The 12,719-nt window shown below is 68.4% G+C and carries 10 protein-coding genes and 7 tRNA genes; 13 read left to right on the forward strand and 4 right to left on the reverse strand.

Annotated features, from left to right (window positions below):
* The first annotated feature begins 17 nt into the window (after positions 1–17).
* Positions 18–2,444, forward strand: a complete 2,427-nt coding sequence (locus ACLIME_RS05100) for a phosphoketolase (RefSeq protein ID WP_411558364.1) — start codon at positions 18–20, stop codon at positions 2,442–2,444.
* Here the strand turns inward: ACLIME_RS05100 and ACLIME_RS05105 are convergent.
* Together ACLIME_RS05105 and ACLIME_RS05110 are read right to left on the reverse strand one after the other, a co-directional pair.
* Positions 2,441–3,322, reverse strand: a complete 882-nt coding sequence (locus tag ACLIME_RS05105; protein WP_079705906.1) for an NAD(P)H-hydrate dehydratase — start codon at positions 3,320–3,322, stop codon at positions 2,441–2,443. The two genes, ACLIME_RS05100 and ACLIME_RS05105, sit on opposite strands and share 4 nt — an antisense overlap.
* Entirely contained in the window at positions 3,309–4,049 is a 741-nt protein-coding gene (locus tag ACLIME_RS05110; RefSeq protein ID WP_411558365.1) for a histidine phosphatase family protein, read from the reverse strand. Before ACLIME_RS05110 ends, ACLIME_RS05105 begins: the two co-directional genes overlap by 14 nt.
* A gap of 216 nt (positions 4,050–4,265) precedes the next feature.
* On the opposite strand from ACLIME_RS05110, the gene ACLIME_RS05115 reads away from it, so the two are divergent.
* Complete coding sequence (locus ACLIME_RS05115) at positions 4,266–5,855, forward strand: MFS transporter (protein WP_411558366.1); 1,590 nt, start codon at positions 4,266–4,268, stop codon at positions 5,853–5,855.
* A gap of 45 nt (positions 5,856–5,900) precedes the next feature.
* On the opposite strand, the gene ACLIME_RS05120 is transcribed toward ACLIME_RS05115, so the two are convergent.
* A tRNA-Val gene (locus ACLIME_RS05120) sits at positions 5,901–5,973 on the reverse strand.
* Between the two features lie 168 nt (positions 5,974–6,141).
* On the opposite strand from ACLIME_RS05120, the gene ACLIME_RS05125 reads away from it, so the two are divergent.
* The 7 genes from ACLIME_RS05125 to ACLIME_RS05155 all read left to right on the forward strand — a co-directional run bounded on the left by ACLIME_RS05125 (position 6,142) and on the right by ACLIME_RS05155 (position 7,621).
* Positions 6,142–6,213, forward strand: a tRNA-Gly gene (locus ACLIME_RS05125).
* A 60-nt stretch (positions 6,214–6,273) separates the two neighbouring features.
* Positions 6,274–6,344, forward strand: a tRNA-Cys gene (locus ACLIME_RS05130).
* A gap of 59 nt (positions 6,345–6,403) precedes the next feature.
* A tRNA-Val gene (locus ACLIME_RS05135) sits at positions 6,404–6,478 on the forward strand.
* A gap of 139 nt (positions 6,479–6,617) precedes the next feature.
* Positions 6,618–7,157, forward strand: coding sequence for a hypothetical protein (locus tag ACLIME_RS05140; protein ID WP_411558367.1), 540 nt, complete (start codon positions 6,618–6,620; stop codon positions 7,155–7,157).
* Between the two features lie 172 nt (positions 7,158–7,329).
* Positions 7,330–7,401, forward strand: a tRNA-Gly gene (locus ACLIME_RS05145).
* A 56-nt stretch (positions 7,402–7,457) separates the two neighbouring features.
* A tRNA-Cys gene (locus tag ACLIME_RS05150) sits at positions 7,458–7,528 on the forward strand.
* Positions 7,529–7,549: 21 nt separating this feature from the next.
* Positions 7,550–7,621: transfer RNA gene (locus tag ACLIME_RS05155), tRNA-Val, on the forward strand.
* Positions 7,622–7,717: 96 nt separating this feature from the next.
* Here ACLIME_RS05155 and ACLIME_RS05160 read toward each other — a convergent pair.
* Positions 7,718–8,401, reverse strand: coding sequence for a lysoplasmalogenase (locus ACLIME_RS05160; protein WP_411558368.1), 684 nt, complete (start codon positions 8,399–8,401; stop codon positions 7,718–7,720).
* A 193-nt stretch (positions 8,402–8,594) separates the two neighbouring features.
* Here ACLIME_RS05160 and thrS point away from each other — a divergent pair, with 193 nt between their 5' ends.
* The 4 genes from thrS to pdxT all read left to right on the forward strand — a co-directional run bounded on the left by thrS (position 8,595) and on the right by pdxT (position 12,705).
* Entirely contained in the window at positions 8,595–10,517 is a 1,923-nt protein-coding gene (thrS, locus tag ACLIME_RS05165; protein ID WP_411558776.1) for a threonine--tRNA ligase, read from the forward strand.
* A complete protein-coding gene (locus ACLIME_RS05170) occupies positions 10,514–11,074 on the forward strand; it encodes an HIT family protein (RefSeq protein WP_411558369.1) in 561 nt (186 codons plus the stop codon). The genes thrS and ACLIME_RS05170 overlap by 4 nt, the downstream gene beginning before the upstream one ends.
* A 98-nt stretch (positions 11,075–11,172) precedes the next feature.
* The gene (pdxS, locus tag ACLIME_RS05175; protein ID WP_079705912.1) at positions 11,173–12,078 is read left to right on the forward strand and encodes a pyridoxal 5'-phosphate synthase lyase subunit PdxS; all 906 of its coding nucleotides are present in this window, start codon (positions 11,173–11,175) and stop codon (positions 12,076–12,078) included.
* A 30-nt stretch (positions 12,079–12,108) separates the two neighbouring features.
* Positions 12,109–12,705 carry a pyridoxal 5'-phosphate synthase glutaminase subunit PdxT gene (gene pdxT / locus ACLIME_RS05180; protein WP_411558370.1) on the forward strand — a complete coding sequence of 199 codons (597 nt, stop codon included), beginning with the start codon at positions 12,109–12,111 and terminating at the stop codon, positions 12,703–12,705.
* The last annotated feature ends 14 nt before the right edge of the window (positions 12,706–12,719 follow it).

A 12,719-nucleotide genomic window follows, 5' to 3' on the forward strand; every position in this document is an offset into this window, starting at 1 on the left:
CCTGGGATCGTGGAACGATGACGCACAACGCACGGGACGGGTCGACGACGGACAGCTGGCGGTCTCGCGGCACGAGCGAGCCGGTGTCCGAGCGGAGCATCGAACAGGTCGACGCCTGGTGGCGCGCCGCGAACTACCTGTCCGTCGGGCAGATTTACCTGCTCGACAACCCGCTCCTCCGCCGCCCGCTCGAAGCCGTTCATGTGAAGCGCCGGCTCCTCGGCCACTGGGGGACCGCTCCGGGATTGAATCTGACGTACGCGCATCTCAACCGCGTGATCGCGGAGCGCCACCAGTCGGCGATGTTCATCGCCGGGCCCGGGCACGGCGGGCCGGCGATCCTGGCGAGCGCCTACCTGGACGGCACCTACAGCGAGATCTACCCGGACGTCGCCGAGACCGAGGCCGGGTTGACCCGGTTCTTCCGTCAGTTCAGCTTCCCCGGCGGGGTTCCGAGTCATGCGGCGCCCGAGACACCCGGCAGCATCCATGAGGGTGGCGAACTGGGGTACGTCCTGAGCCACGCGTACGGCGCGGCCTTCGACAACCCAGATCTCCTCGTCGCAGCGGTCGTCGGCGACGGTGAAGCGGAGACCGGACCGCTCGCGACCAGCTGGCACTCCAACAAGTTCATCGACCCGGTCCAGGATGGCGTCGTCCTGCCCATCCTGCACCTGAACGGCTACAAGATCGCGAACCCGACGGTCCTGGCGCGCATTCCACGCTCCGAACTCGAGAGTCTCCTGCGCGGATACGGACACGAACCGTTCTTCGTCGAGGGCGGGTTCGACGGCGAGGATCCGATGGAGGTCCACCGCAGGTTCGCCGAGGTCGTCGACGTCGTGCTCGACCGCATCGCGGCCATCAAGTCCCGGGCCGCCGCCGGAGACACCGGACGGCCGGTGTGGCCCATGATCGTGCTGCGCACACCGAAGGGCTGGACCTGCCCGGAGGTGATCGACGGCGTCCGGGTCGAGGGGACGTTCCACGCGCATCAGGTCCCGCTCGCCGACGCTCGGGACACCGAGGAGCACACGCGGATCCTGGAGTCCTGGATGCGGAGCTACCGGCCTGAGGAGCTCTTCGACGAACATGGTGCGGTGGTTCCGCTCGTGCGGGAGCTCGCTCCGCTCGGGGAGGCCCGGATGAGCGCGACCCCGCACGCCAACGGAGGTCTGCTGCGCACGGAACTCGACCTCCCCGCGATCGACGACGCCGCCGTCGTGGTGGACGCCCCGGGTGGTCGCGACGCCGGGGCGACGGGTGTCCTGGGGTCGTGGCTCACGGAGGTGATCCGGCGTAACCCGACCACCTTCCGGATCTTCGCTCCCGACGAACTCGCCAGTAACCGACTCCAGGCGGTCTTCGAAGTGACCGAACGGCAGTGGAACGCCGAGACCGTCCCGGGCGACGAGCATCTCGCCCGCGCCGGCAGGGTCATGGAGATGCTCAGCGAGCACCAGTGCCAGGGCTGGTTGGAGGGCTACCTGCTCACCGGTCGGCACGGCCTGTTCACCTGCTACGAGGCCTTCATCCACATCGTCGACTCCATGTTCAACCAGCACGCGAAGTGGCTGAACGGTTCACGTGAGTTGCCGTGGCGGCGCCCGGTGGCGAGCCTCAACTACCTCCTCACGAGCCACGTCTGGCGTCAGGACCACAACGGCTTCAGCCACCAGGACCCCGGGTTCATCGACCACGTCGTCAACAAGAAGCCCGATGTCATCCGGGTGTATCTGCCGTTCGATGCGAACACCCTCCTGGCCGTCTCGGAGCACTGTTTGCAGAGCACGGACGAGATCAACGTCATCGTCGCGGGCAAGGACCAGGAACCCGTGTGGCTCGGCATCGACGACGCTCGCGCGCACTGCGCCCGCGGGCTCGGCATCCTGCCCTTCGCCGGTTCAGAGCGTGCGGGGGAGCGCCCGGACCTCGTCATGGCCTGTGCCGGGGATGTCCCCACGCTCGAGACGCTGGCCGCCGTGAGTATCCTGCGCGAACGTATCCCGGAGCTGTCCGTCCGGGTCGTGAACGTGGTCGACCTCATGCGACTCATGAGCGAGGATCAGCATCCGCACGGCCTCTCCGACGCCGAGTACGACAGCGTGTTCACGACGGACCGTCCAGTCGTCTTCGCCTACCACGGGTACCCGTGGCTCATCCATCGGCTGACGTACAAGCGCCACGGGCACGATCAGCTGCACGTCCGCGGGTACCTCGAGAACGGGACCACCACGACACCGTTCGACATGGTGATGCTCAACGAGATCGACCGGTTCTCGCTCGTGTGCGACGCGATCGACCGGACGCCGGGGCTCGGCGAGCGGTTCGCGGGTCTCCGTCAGGAGATGCAGGACGCCCGGGTCCGAGCCCGAGCGCACACCAGGGAGTTCGGCGAGGACGCACCCGAGATCACCGGCTGGCGCTGGCCCGCTGTCGGTTAGGACCGCCCCGTGACGGGTCGCCCGAGCTCTCGGAGGAGCGTCGGGAACTCGTCCGCGAACTCGCGGGCGAGGGCTCCGAGGGGGCCGATCCGGTCGGCGAGCCGATCGCCGGAGGCGGCGTGCAGCACGGTACCCCAGCAGCTCGCCGCGAGCGCGGAGAGTCCGCGTGCCGCGAGCCCGGCGATCGCACCGGCCAGGACGTCACCGCTCCCCGCCGTCCCGAGGGCCGGACTCCCGCCGGGCGCGATGAAGTCCCGCTCACCGTCGGAGACCCTGCCCTGACAGGTGACGACGGCTCCGAACCGTCGCGCCAGCTCGAGCGCCGCCGTGTCCGGGTCGGCCTCGTCCACGTCGAGGAGGATCGCGGCCTCGGCCACGTTCGGAGTGAATACAAGGCGGCCCTCCAGCCCCTTCGAGAAGTCGGGAGCGTGTGACAGGGCACCGAGCGCGAAGGCGTCGAGGACCACCACGGTGTCGGCGCCAAGGAGCGGGCGCACACCGTCGAGGAGTGCCACGGCTTCGTCCGCGTCGTCGAGGCCAGGACCGAGCAGCAGACAGTCGACGTCCAGGACGTCCTCGAGGGGGCCGGCCCCGTCACCCCGGACGGCTCCGCCGCTGGTCTCCGCCAACCCGATCACGCCTGCCTCCGGGAAGGCGATCGCGAGTGGGGACGCTGCCGACGCACCGACCGCGAGCGTGATCCGACCCGCGCCGACCCTGAGAACGGCGAGGCCCGCCAAGGCGACCGCCCCGGGCGTCATCCGCGCGCCGCCGACGACGAGCACCGACCCACGATCGTCCTTCGACGATCCGGGATCGGGGAGTGGCCAGTCGGCGAGGACCTCGGGCGTGAGCGTGGTGGGGTCAGCTTCGGACATCGTTCGCCCCCGAGTGCTCGGTGACCGGAACCTGCGCCTGCTGCAGGTGCGCAGTCGCATTCGCCGCCCGCGCCTTCCACGCGCGTCCGTCGTGGACGAGGTGGGTGAAGGACGCGTTCGGCGTCGGACGGAGAGCGGCCTCCTCCAGGACGCGACGCTCGTCCCACCCCTCGCAGATGTAGCGGAAGAGCGAGATGACGGCGTCGTGACAGACCACCAGGGCCCGCGTGCGGTCGGTGTGCCGGTCCAGGTCGCCGATGAACGAGCGGAGGCGGAGGGCCACGTCCGTCCAGGCCTCACCTCCAGGCGGTCGATAGTAGAACTTGCCGAGGAACCGTCGTCGAGCGGCCTCTTCCGGGAACTCGGCGTCGACGCCGATCGAGGTGAAGGTGTCGAGGATACCGAGTTCGCGATCACGCAGCCGCTCGTCGACGACAGGACGAAGCTCATCGGCGTCGAGCGCTGCGGCCCGAAGGGCGACCACGGCCGTCTCGTGCGCTCGCCGATAGGGCGAACTGAACACGATGTCCGGCCGGTCGGCGGGTGTGAGGGCCGCGAGACGTCTCCCCACCGCAGCCGCCTGCTCGAGCCCGAGTGCTGAGAGCGGGACGTCGGCGTCACGGCTCGGAACGGCGATGCGGTGGGATTCCGAGCGATCGGCTTCGAATGCGGCGACGTTCCCGGCGCTCTCACCGTGGCGGACGAGGATCAGTTCCGTGATGGCCATGGATCCACGGTAGCCAGCACGATTCGGCGGCCGCAGACCTTGACGATTCGACGATGATCCTCCATGGAGCGACGCCGGCGGCCGTCCACGCGACGGTGATGCACCGTTCGATGATTGCGACAAACCGACGATGCCCCGGTCGCGACGGCGTCCTATCGTTCGACCATGTCGTCACCCTCCGCAGTTCCATCGTCGCAACCGTCAGCATGGGCTCCCATGGCGATCACCGCCTTCAGGGTGCTGTGGTTCGCCCAGCTCGGGAGCAACATCGGCACCTGGATGCAGACCGTGGGGGCCCAGTGGGTCTTGGTCGAGGCCGCAGCCGGCGCAGCGGTCATCGCGCTCGTGCAGACCGCGAGCCTCGCGCCCGCCATCCTGGTCGCCCTCCCGGCAGGTGTCCTCGCCGACTCGCTCGACCGGCGACGGCTGCTCATCTGGGGATCGGCGGCGAGTGCGGTCCTCGCGGCCGGACTCACCGTCGTGGCGTGGATCGGCGCGCTGTCGCCGTGGACGATCCTGGCCTTCACCTTCCTGCTCGGCATCACCTCCACCCTGACCTCACCCGCATGGCAGGCGATCCAGCCGGAGCTCGTGCCGCGCAACCTGATCGCGGCTTCGTCGGCGCTCGGTGGTGTCACCGTGAACGGAGCCCGCGCGGTCGGTCCCGCCCTGGCCGGCGTCGTCCTGTCGGCCTTCGGAGCCCCCGTCGTGTTCGGTGTCAACGCGCTGAGCTTCGTCGGGGCCGTGATCGCCCTCATCTGGTGGAAGCGGCCGGCGCAGACCGGTCTCGACGACCGCGAGCCGTTCGGGGCGGCGTTGCGAGCGGGGGTCCGGTACGTCGTGTCCGCGCACCTCGTCCGCCGGATCCTGCTGCGTTCCGCGCTCTTCGCCCTGCCGGCCAGCGCGCTCTGGGCGCTGCTGCCCCTCACCGCGAAGCGACTTCAACTCGACTCGAGCGGCTACGGCGTCCTGCTCGGCGCGCTCGGCGTCGGCGCGGTGCTGGGCATCTTCGCCCTGCCGCTCGCTCGCCGTCGGTTCTCAGACAACCTCGTCATCGCGGTGAGCGCGGTCCTCTTCGCGACGGGGTCGCTCGCAGCGGCTGTCCTGCCCGTCGTCCCGACGCTGGTGCTCCTGGTCCTCGCGGGGCTGGCCTGGATCGGCACGCTGACCGTGCTGAACGCCGCCCTGCAGCTCACCCTGCCGCAGTGGGTGCGATCGCGTGGCGCGTCGATCTACATCCTCGTCTTCATGGGGGCGATGGCCATCGGCTCGACCGGCTGGGGCATCGCGGCGCAGTGGCTCGGGACGTCGCTCGCCTACAGCGCTTCGGCCGTCCTGCTCCTGCTGGTGGCGGCCAGTGTGCGGGTGCTGCCCCTGCTCCCCGGAACAGGGACCGTCGACCGCAGCATCTCGATGTCCTGGCCCACACCCACGCTCGTGTTCGAGCCACAGCCGACCGACGGGCCGGTCCTCGTGCAGATCTCCTACGCGGTCCATCCCGACTCGCTCGCGGCGTTCCAGAAGGCCATGGGCCATGTCGAGTCCTCTCGTCGCCGGACCGGTGCCTCGAGATGGGCCCTGTACCGGAGCGGCGAGGAGTCCGACGTGCAGTTGGAGACCTTCATGGTGCCGTCGTGGGGCGAGTTCCGACGACAGGAGACGCAGCGTCTGACCGGCCGCGACCGCGACATCCGCGCTGCAGCGCTGGCCCACGCCGACGGTGCACCCGTCGAACGACACTTCTTCCCGAGTGATGCCCGCCGGACCGGTTCTGCCAGGGCGGAACGTCCTGATCTCGCGGAGTGAGTCGCAGCCGTGGAGGTGGAACAACCCGGGCGATGGTGAATGATGTGGGCGATACCGGACTCGAACCGATGACCTCTTCCGTGTGAAGGAAGCGCGCTACCAACTGCGCCAATCGCCCGCAGGTCGTCCGCACCGGAGAGGTGCCGAACAGCCGCGAGTCACGATACTAGCCGATGCCGGGGGACCAACGCACATCCGCACCGCTGTCGACCCAGTATGCGCGCCGGTTTGAACATCGGTCCCGGTTTCGGCTAGAGTCGTTCGAGCACGCAGTGATGCGGGCAATGCGGATGTGGCGCAGTGGTAGCGCATCACCTTGCCAAGGTGAGGGTCGCGAGTTCGAATCTCGTCATCCGCTCGAGTGTCAGTGGTGTTGTTCCGGCAGGAATCCTACTCGGCAGTGTGTTCGGTCACACATGGTGGCGTGGCCGAGAGGCTAGGCAGCGGCCTGCAAAGCCGTCCACACGGGTTCGAATCCCGTCGCCACCTCACCTCAGCAACACAGTTCCACCAGCAACATCCCGGCGTCGTGTTCACACACGCCACCCGGGCGATTGGCGCAGCGGTAGCGCGCTTCCCTGACACGGAAGAGGTCACTGGTTCGATCCCAGTATCGCCCACCACAGAAAGCCCCCGGACCCCCGGGGGCTTTCGTCGTTCGAGCACGTGCAGGCAACGCAGGGGGACCATGCTTCAGCGAGTCATGGCGGAGACCACCGGGCCGCAGCGGCGCTCGTCGCCATGGCGCGACGGACGTGTGGCATGAGCCGCATCGGCGATTGGTGGCGGTCAAGCAACGCGAAACCGCGACTGCATCCCACGGACCCGGGCCACGCCGCCGTCCCGTACCCGGCGCTCAGCCGGTCGGGCCGGGTGGCGTTCGCCCAGTGCGAGCAGTACCTCCTCCGTGAGATCGTCGAGGCCAGAGCGTGGGGACGACAGGTCGCCAGCCGCGGTGACACGCCCGACACCAACGGTTGGCTCGTCATGCCCGGTCGGACGCACTCCTCCCTGATGGACGACTCGAGGGGCATGGGGGCGATGCCGGCGGTGATGGACTCCGTTGTCCAGTGGCTCGCGGACGCCGGGGCGATCCGCCCACTCTCGGAACACACGCGGCGGGCCATCGCGGCATCGAACGCCGAGGAACGGCTCCGCGATCACCCGGAGTACCACCCTGACGGCGACGGCCGGCGCACCTGGGACGACGATGTCTGGGAGGTGGAGCCGATTCGGATGCTCCAGATCTACCCGCACCTCGCCGATGCGAACGACGACTGGAGCCAGCAGGCGCGCCGGTGAGTGGCTCCACCCACGTACCGCCCCCCGCCTGGCCGACGCGCCGAGGAAGACGGAATTTCGGCCCGATTTTCCGCGGAACATCAAGGGTTGGGCCGACTCGCCCGCGCCGAGGTGTCAACGAGCGCCCTCAACATCGGCTAGAGTTTCCAAGCACCCGGAAACGGGATGCAATGCGGATGTGGCGCAGTGGTAGCGCATCACCTTGCCAAGGTGAGGGTCGCGAGTTCGAATCTCGTCATCCGCTCGAGTGTCAGTGAGAACGTGCAAGCGTTCCGCTCGACAGTGTGTTTCATCACACGTGGTGGCGTGGCCGAGAGGCTAGGCAGCGGCCTGCAAAGCCGTCCACACGGGTTCGAATCCCGTCGCCACCTCGCTGGCAACACCACTCACCTGGGCGATTGGCGCAGCGGTAGCGCGCTTCCCTGACACGGAAGAGGTCACTGGTTCGATCCCAGTATCGCCCACAGGAACACGAAGGGCCCGAGCGAACAGCTCGGGCCCTTCGTCGTTGCACAGACCACCTCTTGCGCAGACCACCCGTCGCACGCCCGGACGTCCGTTCAAACGGCGAGGACCGCCCGCTCTCGGCGACGCAGGACCTCCGCGACGCCCCACACGATGAGGCCTTGGCCCGCGGCGTACGTCGCCATGATGATCTCGTCTGCCGCCCAGATCGTCACTGCAGGCACGAAGCGGTCGAGCCCGATCAATGAGTCGGAGACGAGGAACAGCGCACCGCCCACGGCGATCGTCGGCGTCGTCATCGTGGAAGACGCTGCCATGGCCCCGATCACGACGGCATAGAGGACCACCGCCGGATACAGCGCCCCCATGTCCTGCTGACTGAGGAGCGCGATGCCGGCGACGAGCCACACCAGGTACACGAGCGCCCAGACCGGCGGACGGTTCCTGATGCGCAGATGCCGCACGAAGAGCACGACATAGCCGGCCTGAGCGAGCATGAAGAACAGTATCCCCACGCCGAACGCGAGTTCGCCCGGGACCATGAGGGCGACGTCGCCCAGCCAGCTGCAGAGGATCGCGACGAGCGCCGTGACCGCAGCGGCCGACAGTCGTCGAACCGACCACACGAGCGCCAGCGCGAGGACCAGCATGATGAACGGCTTGGTGAGGAGCGACAGCCACTCCTGACCGGAGGCGAGGGCGATGATGTGCACGAGCGCGACCACGGGCAGCGTGGCGAACAGCGCCGTCGCAGCCCCGCTCCTCTGCACAGCCGTCATCAGCGCCACCCCCGTCACGTCGTAGGCCTTCACTCTAGCGATGCGGCCGAGCACGAACCACGGCCGCCGACCGACGGCAGCGTCTCCTCGTCGTGGACGACGATAGGCTTGCACGGCCAAGGTTTCACCTGAGAAAGAGAGATCATCCGTGAGTGACGGGTTCGCACTGTTCACCGACCGATCCGTGGTCGCCATGCGCGTCAACGGCGAACTGAAGGACCTCGCCGCCACGGTGACGGAGACGGACACCGTCGAGCCGGTGCACCTCGACTCGCCCGACGGTCTCAACATCCTCCGCCACTCCGCAGCCCACGTGCTCGCCCAGGCCGTGCAGCAGGTCGACCCGCACGCGAACCTCGGCATCGGCCCGCCGGTCACCGACGGCTTCTACTACGACTTCGACGTCGCCGCACCGTTCACGCCTGAGGCGCTCAAGGTGCTGCAGAAGACGATGGACCGCATCATCCGCCAGGGCCAGCGCTTCGTGCGACGCGTCGTCACCGAAGACGAGGCTCGCGCGGAACTCGCTGGGGAGCCCTACAAACTCGAGCTGATCGGCCTCAAGGGCGGATCGGCAGCCGACGACGAGAACGTCGAGGTGGGCGGCGCGGAGCTGACCATCTACGACAACGTCGACCCGAAGACGGGGGAGACGGTCTGGAAGGACCTCTGCCGCGGTCCACACCTGCCGAACACGCGCATGATCGGCAACGGCTGGGCCCTGACGCGTCTCGCCGCGGCGTACTGGCGGGGGAGCGAGAAGAACCCGCAGCTGCAGCGGATCTACGGCACCGCTTGGGCGACCAAGGATGAGCTGCGCGCCTACCAGACGCGGATCGAGGAGGCGGCCAAGCGCGACCACCGCAAGCTCGGTGCCGAGCTCGACCTCTTCAGCTTCCCCGAGGAGATCGGCTCGGGTCTCGCGGTGTTCCACCCCAAGGGCGGCATCATCCGCAACGAGATCGAGAACTACATGCGCGAGCGCTTGCTCGCTTCCGGCTACGAGCTGGTGAACACCCCGCACATCACGAAGGGGCACTTGTTCGAGGTCAGCCAGCACCTGGCCTGGTACAAGGACGGCATGTTCCCGGCGATGCACCTCGACCAGGAGGTCGACGCCGACGGCCACATCACCCGTCAGGGCCAGGACTACTACCTGAAGCCCATGAACTGCCCGATGCACAACCTGATCTACCGGGCTCGCGGGCGCAGCTACCGCGAACTGCCGTTGCGACTCGCCGAGTTCGGCACGGTGTACCGGTATGAGAAGAGCGGCACCCTCTCCGGGCTCACGCGCGTCCGTGGCCTCACGCAGGACGACGCCCACATCTACGTGACCGACGACCAGGTCAAGGACGAGGTCGGCCGCCAGCTGCAGTTCGTCTTGGAGACCCTCCGTGGCTACGGTCTCGACGACTTCTACCTGGAGCTGTCGACGAAGGACCCCGACAAGTACGTCGGCACCGACGAGGTCTGGGACGAAGCGACCGAGACCCTTCGCCAGGTGGCGGTCGAGTCCGGTCTCGAGCTCGTCCTCGACCCCGCCGGCGCAGCCTTCTACGGTCCGAAGATCTCGGTGCAGGCGCGCGACGCGATCGGTCGGACGTGGCAGCTGTCCACCGTGCAGCTCGACTTCAACCTGCCCGAGTTGTTCGAGCTGGAGTACACCGCCGCGGACGGCACGCGCAAGCGTCCGGCGATGATCCACCGCGCACTCCTCGGCTCGATCGAGCGCTTCTTCGCGATCCTGCTCGAGCACTACGCGGGTGCTTTCCCGGTATGGCTCGCCCCCGTGCAGGTCGTCGGCATCCCCGTCTCCGAGCAGTACGAGGAGTTCCTCGGCGGAGTCGTCGCCGAGCTGCGCTCGTCCGGGGTCCGAGCAGAACTCGACGCCTCCGACGATCGGATGCAGAAGAAGATCCGCAACCACACCAAGGCGAAGACCCCGCTGCAGCTGATCGTCGGCGAGGAGGACCAGGCCAACGGCGCGGTGAGCTTCCGATTCCGCGACGGCACTCAGGAGAACGGTGTCCCCGTGGCCGACGCCGTGCGCCGGATCCGCGCCGCCATCGCCGCGAAACTGCAGGTGAACACCGCAGCGGATCTGCCGGCATGACCCCGGGCACCGAACCGGAGTCGTTCGAGTCGATCGACACCTCCCACCTGGTGGGCGTCCCGGACGCGTTCCAGCGTCTCTGGACGCCCCACCGGATGGTCTACATCAAGCAGGGCCAGCCATCCGACGACGGTTGTCCGTTCTGCATCGCGCCGACGCTCGACGACGAGTCAGCGCTCATCGTGTATCGGGGCGAGCACGCCTTCGTGCTGCTGAACCTCTTCCCGTACAACTCCGGGCACCTGCTCGTCTGCCCGTACCGCCACGTCGCGATGTACGACGACGCGACGACGGAGGAGGTCGCCGAGATCGGTGGCCTGACGCAGACGGCGATGCGGGTCGTCCGGTCCGTCTCGAGGAACGACGGCTTCAACCTCGGCATGAACCAGGGTGCCGTGGCCGGCGCCGGGATCGCGGCGCACCTGCACCAGCACATCGTGCCGCGCTGGGCGACGGACGCCAACTTCTTCCCGATCATCGCCCAGACCAAGGCGCTCCCGCAGCTGCTCGGCGATGTCCGACAGGCGATCGCGGACGCCTGGCCGACCTCGGCCTGATCCGTCGTCGGCCGGTCCATCTGGACCGGTCCACCCAAGTCCAATTTCCGGCCTGTGGACGGAGCACCGTCAGGCCACCCGGCGGTACGCTCGCCATCATGACCGAGAGCAGCACGACCACTGGACAGCACGGCTCGAACCGCGTGAAGCGCGGACTCGCGGAGATGCTCAAGGGCGGCGTCATCATGGACGTCGTCACCGCCGAGCAGGCCCGTATCGCCGAGGACGCCGGGGCCGTCGCCGTGATGGCCCTCGAGCGCGTCCCGGCGGACATCCGGTCCCAGGGCGGCGTGGCTCGCATGAGCGATCCGGACCTCATCGAATCGATCATCGCCGAGGTGTCCATCCCCGTCATGGCGAAGGCTCGCATCGGACACTTCGTCGAAGCCCAGGTCCTCCAGGCGCTCGACGTCGACTACATCGACGAGTCCGAGGTCCTGAGCCCGGCCGACTACGTGAACCACATCGACAAGTGGGGCTTCGACGTGCCGTTCGTGTGCGGCGCCACCAACCTGGGAGAGGCGCTGCGGCGTATCAACGAGGGTGCCGCGATGATCCGCTCGAAGGGTGAGGCCGGCACCGGCGACGTGTCCGAGGCGACGAAGCACATCCGCAAGATCCGCTCCGAGATCGCGCACCTGTCGTCGATGTCGAAGGACGAGCTGTACGTCGCGGCGAAGGAGCTCCAGGCCCCGTACGACCTCGTCGTGGAGATCGCCGAGACCGGCAAGCTCCCGGTCGTGTTGTTCACCGCCGGGGGTGTGGCGACGCCGGCGGACGCCGCGATGATGATGCAGCTGGGTGCCGACGGTGTGTTCGTCGGATCCGGCATCTTCAAGTCCGGCAACCCGGCTCAGCGGGCGGCGGCCGTCGTCAAGGCGACGACCTTCTTCGACGACCCTCAGGTCATCGCCGAGGTCTCCCGCGGTCTCGGTGAGGCGATGGTCGGCATCAACGTCGCCGACCTCGCGGCACCGCACCGCCTCGCCGAGCGTGGCTGGTAGCCCCGCGTCCGGCCTGAGCCAGGTGACGTCGTGACCGGGGCGGCACGCGTCGGCGTCCTCGCCCTGCAAGGGGACTTCCGAGAGCACGCGGCCGTCCTCACCAGCCTCGGGGCGGATGTCAGCCTCATCAGGCGCCCCTCGGAACTGACCGGCCTCGACGGACTCGTCCTGCCCGGCGGGGAGTCGAGCGTGATGGACAAGCTCGCTCGCTCCTTCGACCTCGCCGGTCCGTTGCGCGAAGCGATCACCGCTGGCTTGCCCGTGTACGGCACTTGCGCCGGGCTCATCCTCCTGGCGGACCGGATCCTCGACGGGATCACCGGCCAGCAGAGTCTCGGCGGACTCGACGTCTCGGTCCGGCGCAACGCCTTCGGGTCGCAGCTCGACTCCTTCGAGACGGACCTGTCGATCCCGGTCCTCGGCGACCCGCCCGTGCACGCCGTGTTCATCCGCGCACCGGTGGTCGAAGCCGCCGGTCCGGCGGTGACACCCCTCGCCTCGCTGCCCGACGGTCGGATGGTCGCCGTCGAGCAGGGGAACCTGCTCGGCACGTCCTTCCACCCCGAGGTCACCGGCGACACCCGTTTCCACGCCTACTTCCTCGACAAGGTCGAGCGATCCCGCTGAAGCGCTGGCGCCCG

Origin of the sequence: Plantibacter sp. MPB07 (genome assembly GCF_046619465.1) — a bacterium.
Lineage (GTDB): Bacteria > Actinomycetota > Actinomycetes > Actinomycetales > Microbacteriaceae > Plantibacter > Plantibacter auratus.